This is a genomic window from Thermoplasmata archaeon, assembly GCA_038851035.1.
Taxonomy (GTDB): domain Archaea; phylum Thermoplasmatota; class DTKX01; order VGTL01; family VGTL01; genus JAWCLH01.
This window is the reverse complement of sequence record JAWCLH010000012.1, coordinates 36,920-57,996: the sequence shown is the minus strand read 5'-3', so window position 1 is coordinate 57,996 and position 21,077 is coordinate 36,920. Positions and strand designations below refer to the sequence as shown.

13 protein-coding genes and 1 tRNA gene are annotated in these 21,077 nt (G+C 58.5%); 11 read left to right on the top strand and 3 right to left on the bottom strand.

The genetic code is table 11. The features are described from left to right. The first annotated feature begins 15 nt into the window (after positions 1-15). The 8 genes from QW379_05435 (at position 16) to QW379_05400 (ending at position 9,085) form a co-directional block, all read left to right on the top strand. The gene (locus tag QW379_05435; protein ID MEM2869846.1) at positions 16-792 is read left to right on the top strand and encodes a helix-hairpin-helix domain-containing protein; all 777 of its coding nucleotides are present in this window, start codon (positions 16-18) and stop codon (positions 790-792) included. Between the two features lie 113 nt (positions 793-905). Continuing rightward, entirely contained in the window at positions 906-1,688 is a 783-nt protein-coding gene (locus QW379_05430; GenBank protein ID MEM2869845.1) for an S-methyl-5'-thioadenosine phosphorylase, read from the top strand. 39 nt (positions 1,689-1,727) lie between these two features. Beyond that, on the top strand, positions 1,728-2,414 hold the full coding sequence (locus QW379_05425) for a phosphoribosyltransferase (protein MEM2869844.1): 687 nt from the start codon (positions 1,728-1,730) through the stop codon (positions 2,412-2,414). Further along, positions 2,396-2,983 (top strand): DUF367 family protein, encoded by a 588-nt coding sequence (locus tag QW379_05420; protein ID MEM2869843.1) that lies wholly within the window; start codon positions 2,396-2,398, stop codon positions 2,981-2,983. Before QW379_05425 ends, QW379_05420 begins: the two co-directional genes overlap by 19 nt. 36 nt (positions 2,984-3,019) lie before the next feature. Further along, positions 3,020-3,169: a 50S ribosomal protein L40e gene (locus QW379_05415; GenBank protein MEM2869842.1), complete on the top strand. Its 150-nt coding sequence runs from the start codon at positions 3,020-3,022 to the stop codon at positions 3,167-3,169. 80 nt (positions 3,170-3,249) lie between these two features. Beyond that, the gene (locus QW379_05410; protein ID MEM2869841.1) at positions 3,250-3,582 is read left to right on the top strand and encodes a winged-helix domain-containing protein; all 333 of its coding nucleotides are present in this window, start codon (positions 3,250-3,252) and stop codon (positions 3,580-3,582) included. Beyond that, positions 3,573-3,668, top strand: a tRNA-Asn gene (locus tag QW379_05405). Before QW379_05410 ends, QW379_05405 begins: the two co-directional genes overlap by 10 nt. A 188-nt stretch (positions 3,669-3,856) precedes the next feature. Continuing rightward, a complete protein-coding gene (locus QW379_05400) occupies positions 3,857-9,085 on the top strand; it encodes a fibronectin type III domain-containing protein (GenBank protein ID MEM2869840.1) in 5,229 nt (1,742 codons plus the stop codon). On the opposite strand, the gene QW379_05395 is transcribed toward QW379_05400, so the two are convergent. After that, complete coding sequence (locus QW379_05395) at positions 9,030-11,573, bottom strand: tandem-95 repeat protein (GenBank protein ID MEM2869839.1); 2,544 nt, start codon at positions 11,571-11,573, stop codon at positions 9,030-9,032. The two genes, QW379_05400 and QW379_05395, sit on opposite strands and share 56 nt — an antisense overlap. A gap of 64 nt (positions 11,574-11,637) precedes the next feature. On the opposite strand from QW379_05395, the gene QW379_05390 reads away from it, so the two are divergent. Further along, positions 11,638-12,852, top strand: coding sequence for a class II fructose-bisphosphate aldolase (locus QW379_05390; protein MEM2869838.1), 1,215 nt, complete (start codon positions 11,638-11,640; stop codon positions 12,850-12,852). Positions 12,853-13,352: 500 nt separating this feature from the next. Here QW379_05390 and albA read toward each other — a convergent pair whose 3' ends face one another. Both albA and QW379_05380 read right to left on the bottom strand, forming a co-directional pair. Further along, positions 13,353-13,688 carry a DNA-binding protein Alba gene (albA, locus tag QW379_05385; GenBank protein ID MEM2869837.1) on the bottom strand — a complete coding sequence of 112 codons (336 nt, stop codon included), beginning with the start codon at positions 13,686-13,688 and terminating at the stop codon, positions 13,353-13,355. A 42-nt stretch (positions 13,689-13,730) separates the two neighbouring features. After that, positions 13,731-13,964 carry an Lrp/AsnC ligand binding domain-containing protein gene (locus QW379_05380; GenBank protein ID MEM2869836.1) on the bottom strand — a complete coding sequence of 78 codons (234 nt, stop codon included), beginning with the start codon at positions 13,962-13,964 and terminating at the stop codon, positions 13,731-13,733. A gap of 122 nt (positions 13,965-14,086) precedes the next feature. On the opposite strand from QW379_05380, the gene QW379_05375 reads away from it, so the two are divergent. Continuing rightward, positions 14,087-17,704, top strand: coding sequence for an Ig-like domain-containing protein (locus tag QW379_05375; protein ID MEM2869835.1), 3,618 nt, complete (start codon positions 14,087-14,089; stop codon positions 17,702-17,704). Between the two features lie 212 nt (positions 17,705-17,916). Continuing rightward, positions 17,917-20,889: a winged helix-turn-helix transcriptional regulator gene (locus QW379_05370; GenBank protein ID MEM2869834.1), complete on the top strand. Its 2,973-nt coding sequence runs from the start codon at positions 17,917-17,919 to the stop codon at positions 20,887-20,889. Positions 20,890-21,077 lie beyond the last annotated feature (188 nt).

Below are 21,077 nucleotides of genomic sequence, written 5' to 3'. Positions count from 1 at the left end.
CCTTTCTTTCGTGAGGTGGTATGTCTGGGCTCAGCCGTCAGCAATCTCGACACCGCCAGGCGGGAGATGGTTGAGAGCTTCATGCGCCTGCCAGGTCTCGGGCGCTCTCGCGCGGAGAGAATTTACGACGCTGGCTATACCAATCCCGGCATGCTCAGGAAAGCCACTCTAGAGGAACTAATCCGGATTCCGGGCGTGGGCATTTCACTGGCGCGCTTTATAAAGGCCAACCTGGACAGCGTTTTCCCGGAGGAAGGCAAGGAAAAAAGTGTTGCGGAGAGCGGGCCGGAGGCCTCAACGGCTGGAGTGGTGATTGTGGGTGCTGTCGAGGAGGGCGCCACAACCGGCACCGGAGGCCCTTCCGGCCGTGAGAGGGGGACCGGCGATGCAGGAGCGGTATCGGCCGGAGGCTCGTCCGGGAAAGTAGATATCCCCAGCGCTGGGGTGTCCCGGACCGAGGAGAGGGGCACGGGGGAGCGGGTTAAGGACGAGAGCGAGCAGACCCAAGCTCCGGGCCAGAGGGGCTTCGTCACATCTCTTTTCGGTAGGCTATTGGGGAGAGCCCCCACGGGAGCTCCAAAACCATCCGAAGTGAAGGAATCAAAAGGCACCCATCCGGGTAGCGGGGAGGGGAAGAGCGAGGGTGAGGGAAAAGAGGCCGGGAGCGAGACGCGTGGGAAGTCGGAGGCAGGCGAGGTCGGAGACGGTATGGGGACCGCTGCGGGCCCCCCAGCCGGGAGTATCGTAGTGAGTCCCGCAGCGCCTGAAAAAGAGGGGACTGAAAAAGGCTGAGGCCCCCTCTTGGCCAGACGAGGTCAGAAGAGGGCAGGACGCCAGGAATGGATTTTAAAAATCAATTAATACTCTAACAGCAATTCACGGTCGGTGCGCCCATGAGCGCAGATGTGCCAAGAATCGGGATAATCGGCGGGTCCGGGTTGTACGACATGGAGATGTTCAAGAATGTGGAGTCTGTGAAAGTGGGGACGCCCTATGGAGCTCCATCTGGGATTGTCGAGGTGGGAGAGTTCAAAGGAAGAAGGGTGGCTTTCCTGCCTAGGCACGGGAAGGGGCATCAGATCCCACCCCACAAAATAAATTACAGAGCCAATATCTGGGCCCTGAAGAGCCTGGGTGTGGAGAGGGTTATATCGCCCTGCGCAGTGGGCTCGTTGCAGATGAGGCTGCGACCAGGCACCATCGTGATTCCCGACCAATTCATCGATTTCACCAAGACGCGCCAGTATACTTTCTACGATGGCGGGAGGACGATGCACGTCTCGACCGCCGACCCCTTTTGCGAGGAGCTGAGGGGCCTGCTCATATCCTCTGCAAAGCGTCTCAGATTACCCCTCTCTGCAAAGGGGACCTACGTCTGCATCGAAGGACCCAGGTTCTCGACTCGGGCGGAGAGCCGGATGTTCAGGCAGTTCGCTGACATAATAGGAATGACACTGTGTCCTGAGGCCCAACTCGCCCGGGAGCAGGAGATGTGCTATGCCAGCGTCGCTATGGTCACTGACTATGATGTCTGGGCCGAGAGACCCGTGAGCGCAGAGGAGGTTATGAAGACCTTTGCGGAAAACGTCAGAAACACCCGAAGGCTTCTGGAGGATGTGCTTCAGAGAATTCCATTCGATAGAAGGAACTGCGCCTGCGGGGAGGCGCTGAGAAATGCGGGGGTCTGAAAGAGGTATGCGTCTTGGCAATGAGTGAAAGAAGAACGGGTGAGGGGTGAAAGCGTGGAGAAGGGCGAGGCAGTCGAATCGTTCAGGTGCAGGCTGGTTAGATGGGATGAAATCGCGAAATGGACTTCGGAGGTTGCACAAAAGATTCGTGAATGCGGCTGCCGGCCGACGATCGTAATCGGCCTCACGCGGGGCGGCTGGATTCCCGCCCGCCTCCTTTGCGACCACCTGAAGGTCAAGAAGCTCTACGCTGTCAAGACTGAACACTGGGGGGTCACCGCCAATCCAGATGGGAAGGCCTTACTCACCCAAGAGCTGAACGTGAGTATTGAGAAGGAGAGCGTGCTCGTGGTCGACGACATCACCGACACTGGGGAGAGCATGACCCTAGCCCTCGCGCATCTGTTCAAGATGAGGCCGAGGGAGATTCGAACCGCGACCCTCCTCCACATCACTCACTCTAAAATCGAGCCAGACTTCTATACAGTCAAGGTGCCGAAGGAGAAATGGACCTGGTTTATTTTCCCGTGGAACTTGAATGAGGACATGCGCACCCTGACGCCCAAAACGCTCGACAGGCCCAAAACCGTGAAGGAGATAAGGTCGGCCTTTAAAAAGCAGTTCTTCATCAGCCCTCCAGAAGCGCTCATCAGAACCGCCCTCGCCGACCTCGAGGCCGAGGGAAAGGTCAGGAGGAAGGGCGCGCTTTGGGAGAGAGCTGTCTGACCGCGATCAGGTTGTTCGTGCTGCACTTTGGCCAGTGCGACCCGAAGAAGTGCACGGCAATGAAAATGGCGCGGTTCGGCAGGGCCGTTCTCGTCAAGGACCTACGCTCCCTACTTCTGCCCCACGGCGCGCCGCTTCTTGACCCCTTCGCACCCAGATTTCTGTCGAGGGAGGACTCACCGCTCGCTGAGAGGAAGGGGCTGATAGCCCTGGACTCATCTTGGGACCAAACCGACGGCCAGAGCTTCCGCGCAATGACGAGAGGGTTGAGGACCCAGCCCCGGGCGCTTCCGTATCTATTAGCCGCCAACCCGGTGAAGTTCGGCCAACCGTTCCGTCTCTCGACGCTAGAGGCCTTGGCCGCCGCGCTCATAATACTCGGCAGAAGAAGGCAGGCCGAGGAACTGCTCGGCCTCTATACATGGGGTCCGAGGTTCCTCGAGCTCAACCGGGAGCCGCTGAAAGACTACGAGGAGGCTGTGGACGAAGGGGCCATTAGGAGAGCGTCATCGAGCTACTCGGGTGTTGTCGAGGGAACATTGGAGGGAACACAGGAGAAAAGGTATTAATATGCAAATCGGTATTTGAGCCGGCGGTAGCGTCGTATGGCTAGGTTCGTCGAGGCTGAAAGGAGGAGACTGGACAAGAAGATCTGCATGAATTGCAGCGCGCGGAACTCGGTGAGGGCCACGAGATGCAGGAAGTGCGGGTACGAGGGACTAAGAATAAAGACAAAGGAAGTGAGGAAGACCTGAAATCCGCGTCGGGCGGAATGGGTCAGAGAAGAATCGGGGGTGGGCGATTGGGTGAACAGGGAGAATTGGGAGAGGAAGCCTTGCCAGAGGGTGAGGGAGGTCTCACGAGAAGGCTTCAGACCGAGATGGAGATTCTCCAGAGGCACGTGCTCATGCTTCGAACAATCAAACAGCACGGACCGATAGGCATTATCCGGCTCGCCGAACTCCTCAAGCACCCCCAGCATAAGATTCGGTACTCTCTGAGAATTCTTGAGCAGGAGGGGCTGATTCGGCCCTCCCCGGAGGGCGCGGTGGTCACAGAGAAGGTCGGGGAATTCCTTCCGCGCATGGACGCCCTCCTGAGCGAGATGGAGACTACGATAAAGAAAGTCAGGGAGTCGCTTGGTCCCCTGAGACAAATGCCGCCGTAGCTCAGTTGGTGGAGCGTCCGGCTGTTAACCGGGTTGCACCCGGCGCGGCAACCGGGAGGTCGATGGTTCAAATCCGTCCGGCGGCGATTAATCATTCTCGGAAAACGACCTCCCCCGAACTCCGGATGAACAACAGGAATCACCCAAATAGCCGGGTATCCATGAATTTTTCATCTCTCTATGTTCCAATCTCTCTGTCTTTTTATATTTTTACTATTATAACAGAAAAATAATATACTACTAATTTTATGATTAAAATAGAGGAGTTGAAAAGATGATTCGGTCTAGAGCCCCCCCACGGCGGTTTAGTGCTGTACTCCTTGGTGCTCTCCTCGTCCTGAGCGGCCTCATTCTTCTTATTCCAACGGCCACCGCGGCAGACTACTGGATAAAGGTCGACATGGGAAGGCCATATGGAGGCCAAATCGGCTCCGGCCTCTGGGGAATCGACGTTGGGGACGGGGACAGGGACGGGAGGACAGAAGTCTACGTGAGTTGTAACCAGAACGGCATTATCTACCGTTTCAATTGCACAAACGATACTTGGTCAAGTACCGAGGTGGGGCCCATCGCCAGGGCCAATGAGGCCCAGGCTTTCGCACTCGCAATAGGCGATGGCGATGATGATGGGAAGTTAGATATCTACGTTAGTGGCAGGTATAGGGACCAGTTTTGGCAGGCGTGGGTGAACAGGATGTTCCAGTTCTATCACAACGGCACAACTTGGAACAGGGTGGATATGGGTGGGGCGGGAGGCGAATACATCACAGGAATCGCTATAGGTGACGGAAACAACGACAGCAGGAAAGAGGTCTTCTGCTCCAACAGGGACGGGCATATGTACATGTACACGAAGGGTAACGACTGGAACACCCAAGACATGGGGAACGCCACGAGATATTATCGGAACAATCAATGGAACACCCCCATTATGCGAGACGTGGCTGTGGGGGACGGCGACAACGACGGGTACCCTGAAGTCTATGGCGCCGCTTCTGACCAGCAGGTATACCAATTCAAGTACACCGGCAATAGCTGGGCAGTGAAGGAAATGGGACGAGGGGAGGACGACGGAACGGACAATGCCTGGAGCCAGGGGATGTACGCCGTGGCCGTGGGCGACCCGGACGGGGACGGCAGGAACGAGGTCTATTCCGCTTCATACATCAATGCCACTATCTACAGATACAACTACAATAAAAATACCACAAAGTGGGATATTCAAAAGCTCGTCTCCCTCGGCGGAAGCATCAACGCGCTAACCTTGACAATCGGCGACGCAAACATGGACGGCAAGGACGAGCTTTACGCCGGCTGCTCCAACAATCAGGTCTATCAGATTCTCTATGACAGCGTTGGCGCCAAATGGGTATCGTCCTCCGTTGGGTCAGGGGACGGAGCCATCAGGGGCGTCGCTGTGGGGTCGGCCACCGGAGACCCGAGCCTAACTGAGGTTTACGCAGCCTCCGCCGACGGCCACGCGTATCAGTTCTACGCCGACAAGGTACCCCCTCCCAACCCGATAGTATGGAGCGATACGCACCCTGAGACTTCAAAATGGTACACCAATGCCACCGTGCGAGTTCTCTGGAAGGACGGGGGGAAGGACATCAGTGGAATCGACGGCTACTCATATCTCTGGGACACTAAACCCCTCACCATCCCCGACGACATCAAGGATTCCGAGGAATCGGTCAGCAGCTACACCACTACCCTTCCTGACGGAATCTGGTACTTCCATATTAAGGCCCGGGACAATGCCCTGAACTGGAACAAGAGCGCCTCGCATTATGGCCCCATCTGGATAGACACAACCCCTCCGGAATCCGTAAAGGTCTCAATCAATGACGGAGCGGATTATACAAATGAGAAAATCGTCTCGCTGTCCCTGAGTGCCACCGACCCATCCCCCGGCTCCGGGGTGGCGTGGCTGGCGATAAGCAACGACGGGAGCGCATGGACTGGCTGGGAGGTCTGGACCGGCTCCCTCTCCGGATGGGACCTGACCAACTCGGCCTACGGAGGTACGAACACTGACGGAGTTAAATGGGTTTATGTGAAGGCCAAAGACGCGGCCGGGAACGAGATGCCCTCGGAGAGGAAAGGTAGCGACAGCATCTTTCTTGATAGGGTGGCGCCCCAAGAGCTGTCCATAGTTATCAACGGAGACACCGAATTCGCTACAAGCGCGAACGTCTCCCTGAAGCTCGGAGCGACTGACCCCTCTCCCGCTTCGGGCCTCTGGAAGATGAGCCTGAGCAACGATGGAATAAGCTGGAGCGATTGGGTCGACTGGTCCGGAGAGTGCTCGTGGTCCCTCACTTCGGGCGCTGGGGGCTCGGAGGCCGACGGGGACAGAACGGTCAGCCTGCGCGTAATGGACCGCGCCGGCAACATCGGGGGCCCCGTCCGGGACAGCATATTCCTCGACAGGAGACCCCCGGAGGGCCTGAGCATCGTGATAAACGACGGGAGGGAATACACCAACTCGAGCTCAGTGTCCCTCGCAATATACGCAACGGACCCGACCCCTTCGTCTCAGCTCTCAGAGATGGCTCTGGCGAACGAGGAGGGTGCGCTCATCAACTGGGAATTCTTCTCGACCTCGAAAGACGGCTGGAGCCTCACGTCGGGCCCGGGGGGAATAGACGCGGATGGAGAGAAGGGGGTCTACCTAAAGGTCCGCGACCGGGCCGGAAATGTTGCTGGACCTGTGAAAGACACGATATTTCTCGACCGCGTGAGTCCCGTGAATCTGAGTGTAACGATTAACGATGGAGCGAGCTATACCACAAGCCCCGTGATAACCCTGTCTCTCAGAGCGACCGACCCCGCACCTGCTTCGGGCACATATGCGATGCGATTCAGCGAAGACCTCTCAGCCTGGACAGACTGGGAGGCTTTCTCTACAATCCGGAGTTTCACCCTCAGCCCTGGCGATGGGACAAAGACAGTCTATTTTATGGTCAGGGATAAAGCGGGCAATGAGGCGGGGCCGGTCTATGACTCGATTGTGCTCGACACGCACCCTCCTGTCATTTCCTCGGTCTCCGTGAGCGGCATTACCGACTCTTCAGCAATCGTCTCCTGGGTCACGGACGAGGAGGCGGACAGCCGGGTCGAGTTCGGCACAACGACCTCGTACAGCTCCTCAGCCGGAGATGATTCATATGTCATCGCCCATTCTGTCACCCTCCAGGGGCTCTCGCCCGGTACCACGTACCACTTCAGGGTTCGTTCTATGGACCGCGCAGGAAACCCACCCTCCTATTCCGAGGACTACATTTTCATCACCGCCCCTGCCCCCGACAAATTCCCGCCAGTAATCACATCGGTGTCGGTATCCGGCATAACCGACAGAATAGCGATTGTCAGCTGGGTGACCAACGAGCCAGCCGACAGCGTGGTTCTGTATGGAAGGGACACATCCTACGGCCTCAGGGCCGGCGATCCCGCCTTCGTGCTGAAGCACATCGTGACGCTGACAGATCTCCAGCCCTCGACAACATACCACTTCATCGTCCAGTCCACCGACACGAGCGGGAATGGGCCCTCAACGAGCGAGGACATGACATTCACGACTCTCGCGGAGCCTGATACAAAACCGCCCATAATATCTGGTGTGAAGGTAGGAGGTATAACGGACAACGTTGCGGTTGTCAGCTGGGAGACGGACGAGCCCGCCGACAGCGCGGTCGAGTACGGCACAACAACGGCCTATGGCCAGAGCGTGAGGGACGCGTCTCTACTGCAGCTCCACTCTATCGTCCTGCGCAACCTCCTCCCCTCGACGACTTATCACTTCCGGGTCAGCTCCACCGACGCCACCGGAAACGGGCCATCCTTCAGCGAAGACCTCACCTTCACAACCCTCGCCGAACCGGACACGAGAGCACCCGTGATTTTGAACGTGAGGGTTGAGGGAGTGACGGAGAGCTCGGCGACAATCATCTGGGAAACGGACGAGCTGGCGGATGCTGTGGTCGAGTATGGTAAGACCACCGCCTACGGCCTATATGCATCGGTTCCAGACTACACCCTACAGCACAGTGTTCTTTTACTGAAGCTTGAACCCGACACCACCTACCACTTCAGAGTCCGCTCCAGGGACCCGAGTGGCAACTCGAAGACGGGCGAGGACATGAGCTTCAGAACGAGAAAGAGCTCTCCAGGCCCTGACAAAGTCCCCCCTGTTATCTCGGAGCTCGTGGTCGCAGGCGTTTCGGACACGCGCGCGGTAGTAATGTGGAGAACTGACGAGCCAGCTAGTGGAGAGGTCGAGTACGGGACCACAACCGCCTACGGCTTAAGAATGAGCGAGGCCGCCTTCGGGATAATCCACAGTGTTCTTCTTGATGGCTTGCAGCCATCCACGGAATACCATCTCAGGGTCAGGTGTTTCGACGTTTATGGTAACGGCCCATCCCTCAGTCCTGACATAACCTTCACCACGGGCTCGAAGCCGGACACCACTCCACCTGTCATAACCGGGGTTCAAGTGGTCAATATCACAGACAGCAGCGCGACCATTATCTGGAACACCGATGAGCCCTCGACCAGCTCGGTCGAATTCGGGACGGACTTATTTTATGGCCGGAACGTGTCCTCGATGATGATGGTCCTGAACCACTCGATTCACCTCACGGGACTCAGTCCAGGCACCACCTATCGCTTCAGGGTGGTCTCTGTGGACCCTGCCGGGAACATTGCTAGATCGATAGCTGACCTCAACTTCACGACATTGAAGGGCCCGGGACCGCTGCCCAGCCCCAACCCCAGGGCTGTGAGGAGTGAGTTTCCGTGGATGTTGGTGGTCCTCGCCGTGGCCTTTATACTGCTCCTTGCAGCCAGCGTGGCCATTTTCCACCGCCAGAGGCCCCGGCCAGGAGTGCCCTCGGGCCCTGCTACGGAAGAGCCAGAAGTCGAGGTGCTCGAGATGGAAGACAGGGGAGCGGAGGCCCCTGCACCCAAGGACTCAATATCGAAGTCAGCAGCGTCAACGCCAGAAGTCGGAGGTGGGGCAAGACAGGGTGAAATAAGGGCCGCTGGGGCTGCAGAGGCTCGGAGTGCGGAGGTTGGAGCGATTCCAGTGGGGCCACAGAGGAGCCAGCCCATGGAGGCCCCCGTCCGGGAGCCGGTGAAGCATATCCGGTGCCCCGTATGTAGAACGAGAATTCCGCTTTACCACGACGGTCCGCAGGAGGTCGTTTGCCCCATCTGTGGCAGGAGAGGCCCCTACAAGCCGGGTGGGGCCGGTAGGGGGACGCAGGGGACGCAACAGGGGGGCGGGGGTGAAACTATCCCAGGCGCGGCCCAAGCAGGAACTCAGGGGGCTCCTGGACAACAGACACCCCCGGCGGGGGAGGCACCTGCTCCCGTCAAAACAATACGATGCTCTGCCTGCGGAGCCCGGGTCCCGATATATACCAGCACCTACCCTGTGAAAATCACCTGCCCCGGATGCGGGAGGAGCGGGCTCTACAAGGGCCCCAGGGCGACCTAGTCAGAAGGCCGCGCCCGGCCCGGCTCCTCCGGAATCGGTTTCCGCTCCAGAGGAGGAGCAAAGCGGCGAGGAGGCCGGCGGCCTCGAAGCCGGGCATGAAGCCCCCTTTCTTCCCGGGTGGCTTCTTCACCTTTATTGCGACGGGTGCGGAGGAAACGGTCTCCTTTCCGTCGCTGACTTTGACTGTGATTGAATGGTCGCCGGCCTTCAGGGCCTTGGTGCTCACCACCCTCCCCTTGCCCAGCTCGCTCCCGCCGGAGTACCAGGTGTAGGTCAGCTCGTCCCCATCCTCGTCCTCCGCCTCCGCCTCGAGCGTCACCTCCTTTCCTTCGATGAAGCTCTGGCCCTCCAGAGGACTCAGAATTCTCACCCTCTCAGGCGGGTCGTTGACATTGAGGACGGTCAGGTTGAACTCCACCGACGCTCTCGCCCCTGCGCTGTCTGTCACTGTGATGCGGACAAGGTGCTTTCCGACGTCTTTCTGGGTCGGGGTGAAGGATATCTCCCCGGCTTGGCTTATAATGAATAGGGATGTCGAGGAGCTGAACCTGAGCGAGTCTCCCGCGTCCTCGTCCGTGGCGTTGAGCTTCATATAGAACGGCCGGTCCTCCTCCGCCGTCAGGTCGCCGGGGTTCAGGAGCACGGGCGGGTCGTTGACATTGAGGACCGTCAGCGTCATGCCTTTCGTGTCCGAGAGACCGGTGGAGTCCGTCACAGTGAAGTTGACCCTGTGGACGCCGACGTGCTCGTCGTCCGGGAGGAAGCGTACGAGACCCTCCGGAGTGGTCGTCACCAGCGGCGAGTCGTCCGAGAATCTCAAGGCATCGAGACCGAGCTCAACGTCCGGGTCCCGGGCCTCAAGTCTCATCGTGAACTCCTGCCCCTCCTCCACCGTTGCGTCCTCAGGCTGGGAGAGCACTGGAGGGTCGTTCACGTTCTCTACGACGAGGGTGAAGTTGAGCGAGTCCCTGCCCCCCGCCCCGTCCTCGACAGCCACTTTCAACATGTGGACGCCTATGTCCCTAGCGGAGGGTGTGAAGCGCGCCAGCCCGGTCGATGGGTCGATGCTCATAATGCTTGAGTTCAGCGAGTAGGTCAGCCTGTCCCCGTCCACATCGGTGGCGTTGAAGTCGTACTCGAATGGGACCCTTTCCCTCGCCCTGAGCTCGCCCACGGGCTCAAGCACCGGCGGGTCATTCACGGGCATAACCCGCACCTTGAACGAGTTGGAGACCGCGACCTGACCCTTGGCATCGGTAGCGTTCACGTGCGCCCTGAGGTCACCGTTCCAGTCCGGAGCCCGGGCGAAGAGGCTGAGCACCCCGCCCTCTATCACGGCCTCGACCTCGCCGCTCCCGCCCTCCCACACGAACTCAAAGCTCAGGTTGCCGGCCCCTCCGTCGTCGCTGAAGTGCTCCCTCAGGTCCAAAGCGCCCGTGATGTTGCCGTCCTCGGGGAGCTCGAGAGCGGGGATGCTCCTGACCAGCGCGGGAGGCAGGTCCTTCGGTCCATAGCCGATGCTCAGGTTGGAGAGGAAGAGCAGGCCGCCGCTGGTGGAAGTGAATTTGAGGGGAATTCGCACGGTGCCGCCATGGGCTGCGTCCACAGCCTTCTGAAGCGCGCTAACAAAGGCGGCCCCGGAGAAGATCTCGGTTGCGTTGAGGGGCCCCCGGCGCTCCCACTCCACGCTCCCGTCCGCGCCCACGTCGAGAGTGAGGTTCTCCGGGTAGGACGCGTAGTACGCGCCAAAGGTCAACTTAACATAATCCGTCTCGAGTTCGTTACTGTATTGAATTCGCTTGGGGGCCACGAAAGCATATATGTACCCTTCTTGGTCGATGTATCTCAAGGGATTCACCGTCGAGCTCGCAGTCAGGACAACCTCCATGGGCACTTCGGGCGTGCCTTGGGTGTCCATCGCTACCCAGACCCTCGCGACGCGGTCCCAGAGATAGATGGTTGCGCCGTTGTCTCCGAAGCCGATCTGGGGCTGGGTGAAGCCTATGCCCTCCCAGGTGATGTTGAATGCGCTCACATTCGCCTCACCGACGTAGAACTCGAAGAGATGGTAGGGGGCGGAGTTGATGGTGTAGCTCTCGTACCTGACGTCGTCGCTCTTCTTGATTCCCGGCGCAGCCGTGATATTCAGGGCCTCATAGCTCGCCGGGGGCAGAACCGGGGGTAGAACGCTGGCGTTGCCTGCCCACGCCAGGTTCCTCTGCGGAATGAAGAAGTCGGTCGTGTAGTTTGTCGAGCCGTTCAGGGCCCGCCTGCCCTCAAGGTCCATCGAGGCGTTGAGGACCTCGACCCCCGCCGGCAGCTCGACGGCGACGGAGGAGTTCTCGCCACCCCCGGGAGGGAACAGAATGAGCTGGTCCGGAAGGCCGCCGGCGAAGAGCGTCTGCTCCTCCCCGCCGATATTGACCGGGGCCGATGCGATGAGCACGGCGGCGAGCAGGAGACATCCCGCTCTCTCTCTGCGGAGCATGCTTGTCACCCACTTTTACATTGACTCCTAATCTATAAATTTCTTGTTGTGCAGAGGGCCTGCGGTGGGAAAACTTTTCCTACGGGAGCGCTTTGAGGGTTGGGGGAAGGGAATGGTCGAGAGAGTTGAGAGCGGTTCGCTCGGTCCGGCGGTCCCGATGCTCAGGGCAGCGGAGCTTAGGTCCAGGAGCGGCCATCCGGCGGCCATCGGGGCCTTCAATGTGAACTTCTACAGCCAGGCCGAGGGAATTCTCGAGGGCCTTCGCAGGGCGGGCGCCCCGGGCATCCTGCAGGCGAGCCGCGGTGCGAACAAATTTCAGGGCGGGCCGGACAGGATAGCAGAGATGGTGCGCCTAGCCATCCGCGCCTCTGGACATTCCCTCCCGGTCTGCCTCCATCTGGACCACGGGGACGAGCCCTCCGCGCGCGAATGCATAGAGAAAGGCTTTGGCTCGGTCATGATTGACCTCTCCAAACTGGATTACGAGGCCAACATCGCGGCGACGGCGCGCATAGCCGGGCTCGCTCACGCGAGAGGTGTCTCCGTTGAGGCGGAGCTTGGCCAGCTCTCGGGCGTAGAGGAGGAGGTGAGGGCGGAGAGGACGACCTACGCCGACCCTGAGAAGGTACCCGACTTCTTGCGTCGTAGCGGGGCGGACATGCTGGCGATTGCATACGGAACCTCCCACGGTCCCAACAAGGGCGCGGGTCTGGAGAGGCTCGCGATTCATATCGTGGAGCGAAGCTACAGGCGCATGACGGAAGCCGGGCTGAGCGGCGAGCGCTTCCTGGTCTCCCATGGCTCCTCCACCGTCCCGCAGGAGCTGGTGCGCGAGATAAACAGCTTCGGCGGGGAGATAAAGGAGGCGAGGGGCATACCGATGGACCGCCTCCGGGCCGCCATCGGGGCGGGAATAAGGAAAATCAACATAGACACCGACCTCAGGCTGGGCATCACCGCCACCTTCCGAAGGTACTTCGTCGAGCACCCGGCCGTGGAAAGGAAGTCGGCGGAGCTGGCGGAGGTCAAGCGTGCGATCGAGGCAAACCCCGCCGCCATCGACCCGCGCGAGTACCTCGGTGGCTTGGATAGGACCCTTCTACGCGCAGACCCCCGGGGAACCCCCCTCGAAGAGGTGATGGGGATGGTGAGCGAGCGGGTGGCAGCTCAGGTCGAGCGCCTTTGCAGGGAGTTTGGGTGCGCGGGGCTGGCTCCGGAGGTCAGGGGGCACTCGATGGAGGAGATGATGGTCCATTACGGCGTCCGGAAGGCCAATTAAATTCTATGAACCATGAATCTTGTCAGTTGCCCACCGATGAGGAATTGATGCGCAGGAGTATTTGGTCCCTCGCTGTTATCGGTCTAGTCGGATTAATGACTCCTCTCGGGCCGGCTCCGGGGTAACCGCAACTCGAATCGGCCGGCTCCGTGAGGGCCCAATGATGCCCTCCCGGGCGGTTGAGCGTCTGGGTAGCACTTGCTACCCCAACCTGACCCCGACCTGAACAGGAGCGTGCTCGACTCTATGGTTCATTCTGATATTGGGGACCGGGAGCTCGCCGCCGGACCCCTCTCCCAACTTTTCGAGATAAACACACGCGGGCTCGAGAACGGCCCCTCAAGTCATCAAGGCAAAAGCACTCGACAGCCCGGTGAGTCCAGCGTTTTTGAGGGGAGCCTCATCGTAAACAACCGGCAGCCAGAGATGAGATCCCAAGCTGCAGAGGGCGACTAGAGATGATCCCGCTTCCCGGAAAAGCTGCAGTTTTTCTGCCGCCCCTAACGAGATGTCTTCAGAGGTTGGGGCGGGGCGGTGGGTTGCGACCCCGCCTCGCCTTCCTCCCTGACCAGGACTATCTCTATAGAAGATACGTTGGTCTGGCCACCCTGCTCCGACGCCAGTGACTCGGTCGATATCCTTATGTCCTTGACCCTCGCGCTCTGGACGAATTTGTTCCTGAGAATCTCCGCGACATCCACGGCCCTGCTTATCGCCTTACCTCGGGCTTTGATGACGACCTCTCTTGCATCGGAGTTTATCTGCATCACCGCTGCAAGAACATAGCTCATTAGGGGTTTCTTACCGACATAGACATAGAGTTCCTCGCCTTTCACGCAATCGCCTCCATTGTTCGGTTGTGTGGATATGCGGACCGTTTACATCCGCACGGCAATCAGCGTCTCAGTGCTCACGACGCCGTGTATCTTGCGGATGTCCCTGACCACTATTCCGAGAGCATCAGTGATATACTCTCCTGTGACCTTAACAATCAGGTCGTAGGCCCCCGTGACCGCAGAGACCTCTGTAACCTGGGGTTTCGCTTTTAGCTCCGCTATTATGTTCTCAAGCAGACCGGGCTCCGTCTTGACCAGGACATAGACCGTTTCCATGCGACCACCCACTGCGGTGAGAGCTCCCTGTCCTGTCGCACCGTGAAAATCCTTACTAGCGGAGGATAATATAAGCTTGTTCATTGAATAATATTAAATACGCGTTCAGGAATTCTCCAATCATGTTCCTACCGAACTGTGTGAGAAGAGTTAATCTCCTCGCCTGCTCCCTGATTCTGGTATGCCTCCTCTCCTTCAACACTCCCGGCGACCCATCGGTCTCAATTACCGCTCCTGAGGAGGGGGCGGTTTTGCTCACGTCCCACGTGAATGTTACCGGCAGCGCGCTGGGCTCGCCTAAGGATTGGACTCAGACAACTTTTGAGGACTTCAGCACCGGCACTACGGAGAATCTGACCATGGAGCCCAATGGCGACATGAGACTTCAGACTGTCATATACGACGACTTCAATGACGGCGAGCTCGACGCCTCGAAATGGACGAAGGAGGAATTCGGGGGAGTGGTTGTCTCTGAGACCGGCGGAAGGCTGGTGATAGGCGGCCCTGGAAACTCGGAGGGATGCTGGACGGCGCGTGCGGGTGTCAGCACCCTCGGCATGGTCTCTAGCCGAGTCTCCGCTGAATTATGGTCGTTCAGCGGCGCCGGGACTGGATATCGCGCAGGCTTCGGGTTCAGGGACGACACCGGTAACGAAATTCTTCTGGAGCTTGCGTTCGATATAGAACTCTATGGGCTCCAGCCAAAGACTGTGCTCGCCTACAATGTCTCCGGCGCAGCTTGCGAGACCGCTCTCGGTGACGCAGCGACGGGGGTCCACACATACTCCCTGGTGTATGAGGGAGGCCGCGTCTACGCCTACCGTGGAAGCACCCAGCTGGGCAGCTACTCGATCACTTTGAATAGCCCGCGGTGCGTTTTCCGGAGCAGGGTCTACATGTATGGAGGCGTCGTCGGGTCTGTGTGGGACAATGTTACTTGCTTTTTCAGCAAAGAGGGCCGGTACCTCTCAGAGGTGTATGACACCGGGTCTCCAGCGCCCACCCTGACGAAGGTGGCATGGTTAGAGACGGTCCCCGCCGGTACCCAGCTCTCTGTAAGAATTCGCTCCTCGGCGAGCGCGGACATGTCTTATCCCACACCATGGACAACAGTAACCAACGGCCAGAGCTCTAACCTGCCGGAGGCCCGGCGCTATATCCAATACTCTTTCGAGATGTCCAGTCCCCAAGGCCTGTCAAGCCCCATTTTCAAAGAGATACAGCTGAGCTACCGTGCAAATGTCCTCAAGGTCGAGGTCAGCACTGACAGCAAACAGACCTGGATACCGGCCGAGGGGACGGAGAGCTGGTACGTGACAATCGAGCTACCCGACGGCCACCACACGATTTGGGCCAGGGTGACCGATTATGAGGGCGACATCAAGGACACCGCCATCGAGCTGGACGTCGATACAACCAGGCCCATAGGCTCCATACTTATCGACCTCGGGGCACCCATAACCCCTCAGAGGGAGGTCGAACTACAGCTTAGGGCCACGGACAGCTACGGCGTAATGAAAGTGATGCTGAGCGAGAACTCTACCTTCAGTGGTGCTCAATGGCAGTCCTACCAGAGCTCGGTCAGGTGGATTTTATCTCCGGGCGATGGAGAGAAGACCGTTTATGCAAAATTCAGAGACGCCAACGGCTGGGAGTCGGAGGTCTGCAGCGACTCCATCATTCTTGATGAGACCCCCCCTAGGGGGAGCGTGGTTATTAATGGCGGGGCAGAGTTCACAGCCACGACCACGGTACGACTTACCCTAGATGCTTACGACCTGTCCGGGATATCGGATGTGATGCTCAGCAACAGGCAGTCCCTTGACGATGCGGAGTGGATTGACTATCAGCCCAGCATGGTGTGGGAGCTCAGACCGGGCGATGGGGAGAGAAGAGTCTATGCGGTCTTCAGGGACGCCGCCGGCCATACCTCGGGCCTCGAGAGCGATAGCATTATTTTAGACACAACCCCTCCGTCTCTCTCCCTGACCATTGACGGTGGTGCGGAATACACTATAGACCGCGCCGTGACGCTGGAGCTAGAGGCTTCAGATAATTACGGCGTCGCAGAGATGATGATATCCACGAACTCGAACTTCGTGGGTGAATCGTGGCAACCATTCAGAACCCTATGCACCATCGAACTCCCTTCCCAAGAGGGCCTGGTCCGCGTTTACGCAAAGGTGCGTGACCTAGCCGGAAACGCCGGTTATCCGGTCTCGGAGGCCATCATCTATGATGGCACTCCCCCCTCATGTGTGGTCTCGACCCTCCCTCCAGTGACGGAGACGGAGAGCTTCACGGTGCGTTGGAATGGCGCTGACGAGACGAGCGGAGTTAAATACTACGACGTCCAGGTCCGGGTGGGAGAAGGTCCATGGACCGACTGGCTAACGGGGGTGAATTACACATCCGCTGTCTTTACCGGGCGACACAATGAGACCTACTCGTTCAGGGCCAGAGCCGCCGATGTTGCAGGCAACGTTGGAGCTTATCCGGAAGTAGCCAAGGCTACCACGAGAGTTAGACTGCCCTGGGTCGATGAGAGCCCCATTAAAGTGAGCGTCTCGGGACCGGCTCCGGGAGCCACGGTGAGGGGGAAGGTTGTGATATCTGGGACTGCGCTGCACAAGCAGGCCGGAAAGAGCGTCACGCTCGTTCAGATTCGTATTGACAACGGCTCGTGGCAGGACGCCTCCGGCACAGAGAACTGGGCGTTCACCTGGGATACCACCAAAGAGAAAAATGGGCCCCACACGCTCCGGGTTAGGGCCTTTGACGGCGAGAGATACTCGGAGCTGGTCGAGCTCCGGATTGTAGTCAGGAATGAGCCCCTGAGCACCGCTTCCGCGGGGAGCGGTGAGATGGTGATAATAATTATTGTAATGATGATTATTGGGGCAGCCGTGGGCGCGGGGAGTTTCCTGTGGTCAAGGAAAAGGAGGTCCGGTGTCCCTCTTGTCCAACCCCCTTCCCTACCGCCCGCTGGAGCCGCATCTCCTAATCCCCTTGAAAAGGAGCCTGCCCGGGGTGCGGGGCCGTCCCCGACAGCTCTTTCAAAAGGTAAAGTGGAGGGAAAAAAGGAAAAGGAGGAGGAAAAAGAAGCTCTAGAAGAAGCCGAGCGTCTCGAGAGGGAGTATCTGGCGTCGCAAGACAAGAAAGGAGCTGCTCCGGGGGCGCTAGGGGAGGTCGCTGCGGAAGCTTCCTCCGCGCCGCAAACGGTTGTAGAAGGGGAAAAGCCGCTGGAAGAAGGGGCCGCGATGCCGCCAAGCCCTGCCCAGACAATAGAGGAGGCCGTTCCCAGTGAATTGTCCGGAGGAGGCGAGAGGCCAGAAATGGAAGAGGAAGAGACAAAGCCGGCCGGACCGCGCTGGATTCCCGAAGGTGAGACCGTCGCGCCGCCCGAGACAGAAACGCCGAGCTCCACCATTCCCGGAACGGAGGTTGGGGTCGGAGCAATAGAACAGGAGCAAACCGGCGGCAGGATAGCTCTTGAGCTGGAACCCCCTGTTGGAATGCAGCCCCAGGCGGATTACGACACTGTCCTCAGGACGATAAACTCCATGCGCCCCATGCTCCCGCTCGAACTTCAATACCTGAGTCCGGAAGAGCTCGCGAGTATGGTGGTTGATGGGGAGAGGGGTATGTCTCCACAAAACGAGCCACTAGTTGCTATAATGGGCAAGTGGTACTATGCAGACGAGAGCCGCCCGGAGTTCCTTCAGAGGTACAAGTGGTAGGAGGGCATCGTCTCTTCCGGAGCAGTGGGGGCGGGAGGTCGGCCCAGACTCCCTACCGAATCAATTCACCCAGCCGCAGCACTGACTATCCCGCTCGGGGATGCTTACGCAGCCATCTCTCAAATAGCGAATGGCGGCGAAACGGATGATGGGATAGTTACATGCTCGTACCAGCATATTTTAATATGGATTGGGCCCAATATTCGAACTGCATGGGGCAGATGCGCTCAGCGACAGTATTGCTCCTAATCGCTACAATCGCTGGAGCCTTCTTTACCATTCCCGTCCCGAGCGAGAGCCCCGCCAGTCGAGCTGGCGGGGACGAGGGGGTCGAGCCCAACGATGACCTTCCAACGGCCCACCCCCTGAAGTCGGGGGAGACCGGCCGGTACTGGCTCGGCGAGGGAGTGGATGACGTCGACTGGTTCAGCGTTCAGGCGGAGAAGGGGAAGGTCCTGAACGCCACCCTCTACACCCTCGATTGGCCATTTTTAAACGCCTCGCTTGAGGTCTACACGATAAGGGAGGGTATCCCCTTCAGGGAGGGTTACTCGACCTCGCCCCACCGTTACGAGACTGTTGTCGTCGTCACTCCCCTGACCGGATCCCACTACATTAGGGTATTCGTTGAGGCTGGAGGTGGTTCCGGAAATTACACCCTAACCGTCAATATCCAGGAGCCATACGAGGTTAAAAATGGTGGGCATTACTCTGGCACTCTCTATAATAACACCAACCATCCGTCAGATATTTATAAGGTGTGGCTCAATGCCGGCGACATTTTCAGGGCAGGGATGAACGAGACTCCCATTCCGCCTGCGAGTGACGTCTCAATAGACCTCTACCTGATGGACCTCTGGCCCCTCTCCCATCTATACACCTACCTCGACCTCTCTTGGTGGGGGGATCCCAGCGAGGCGCTGGAGGCCCGAGCCCCTCACGAGGGCTACTTTTTCATTCTCGTCACGGCCTTCAACGGCTCCGGCAGGTACGAGCTAAATATTACTATTGAGGCCGGTCAGCCGGGCGAGGACGATTTTCCGCCCCGTACTCGAGCAGTCTATGCCACCACAATATTTAACGACACAATTCACCAGTCCATGGACCACTACGACTGGTACAGATTCAGCGGGAAAACCGGAAACTCGGTCTCCGCCACGGTCTCTCTCCGAGACGGATGGAGGAGTGGACTGTTCGAGCTCTTCTTGCTCGATGAGAGGCTCACTGTGATTCGTTCCGTGACCAATTTCGTCCCCCCGCCGAGTCCAAAGGGAAAAGCCGCCACCACCGACCGTCTTGAGCTGGCGTGGAGAATTGAGGCAGATGGGATATATTATTTCTCGCTGATGGCAAAGTGGGGCCTCTCGATAGCCAACCCCATGGACCTGACCGACGCTCCAGCTGCCACTGCCTACAGCATCAGCTTTACGGTCGCTCGCGAGAACAGACCCCCTTTCGTGGCAACTCCCCCGCTTGTGTTATATACAGAGGAGGACACGGAGCTCCACCTTGAGCTAAGTGAGATATTCAGCGACCCGGACCTACCAGACGGCGACAGAATCAGCTTTACCGCTATAGGCTCAGGGCACCTCTCGACGCGGCTCACCGGCCCCTCAGAGCTTGCCGTGGTGCCGATTCCGAACTGGTCTGGAAGTGAGGAGCTGGTGGTGAAAGCGCTTGATTCAATGGGCGCCTCTGCGCGGTGGAGGACCACAATCACAGTCCTTCCTATCAACGACCCGCCTCTCCCGCGAGCACCTCCCCCGCCCCTTGTCCTGAGCGAAGGGGTCACCTATCCCTCTCTAATCAATGTCTCCGAGCTATTTGAAGACCCTGACCTGTTTTATGGCGACAAGCTAACATTCAGTGTTTCACCCTCGCCTCTGGAGCTTCGAATCGACCCCGGTGGCATGCTCGAATGCGGTCCGGTCCGCGCACCGCCCGGTGACTACAGAGTCAATGTCTGGGCTTTCGACACCTCAGGGGCAGAAGCAAGTGTCGAGCTCAATATCAGGGTGCTCAGGGTCCCGAAGCCCCCTATGGCTACATCCCTCTCGTTCCTACTCCATATTGACGAGGACACAGTCCACGTCGGTCCCGCCATCTCCGAGCTATTCTACGACCCCGAGGGCCAGTCCCTAAGCCTTGTTTTCAGGAATGAGGGCAGGGTCTCGGTCTCGGTCGACGAAACCGGTCTTCTCCGCATAACACCCAAGGAAAACTGGAGCGGGAGCGAGGAGATATATATCGAAGCGTGGGACACAGAAGGGCTCTCAACCAGTGCCACCCTAATGGTGGTGGTGAAGCCCATCCCCGACCCGCCCACTTTTATCTCAATCCAACCACCCGAGAACCTAAGCGCGCTGGAGGGAACAGATCTGGTCTTGCGCGTTACGGCCACCGATTCAGATTCAACGAACATCTCCTACGAATGGAGGTTGGACGGGAAGACCATTAATGCTTCATCAAAACATGGCAATGCCCTTTCCATCAAGGCCCTCACACCTGGAAATCATATAGTGACGGTAGTCGCCTGCGACCCAGAGGGCCTACTGTGCTCCCATACTTGGGCGCTGACGATTCTGGAGAAACCGAAAGAGCCCAACGGTCCAAAGGCGGCAAGAGCCATACAAGCTTCGGGGGCCGCTGCCGTGGTAGGGCTGGCTGCATGGGTGGCCGTACTGGTTGGCGTCTCGGAGCACGGGAAATATGCCATATTTAAGATGCTTTTCATTCCCCTCTACACCAAGCTCCATAAGGAGGAGGTACTCGACCACTTTACCAGAGGACGAATCTACGGTCTGGTTGAGAGCAACCCGGGAATTCACTATACGCTAATTAAAAAGAGGTTGGGAGTGGGCAACGGGACCCTAACCTACCACCTCTCCACCCTTCAGAGAGAGGGCTTCATCCGCTCGGAGTGGGATGGTCTCTACAAAAGGTTTTACCCCGCCCAGATGCCCTACTCAAAGAGGGGCGATGTGGAGCTCACGCCAGTCCAGAAGGAGATTCTCGAGCTCATTAAAAAAACCCCGAGCATCTCCCAGAAGGAGATATGCCATAGCACTGGCCTGAGTAAAAGGGTGGTCTCATACCACATTTCCAAAATGGTTGAAGCGAAGCTCGTGCGTGTCGAGAAAAGGGGTAAGGGTTGCCATTGCTACCCCTCTGAGCGCGCTTGGTGATTCATCTCCCCGGGGTCAGGAATGGTCCTAGCCGTCCCCGGCTATGCAGGAAGGGGTGGGCAGGGAGGCACGGAGGCACGCTATAACGGGCACAGGGGACTCCACCTTCCGCCGCTTAGCAGTCGTTCAGTTACATTTTTGTCCCACATAATATTTAAATGGAGGAACTATATTAGTCCAGCCGTAGG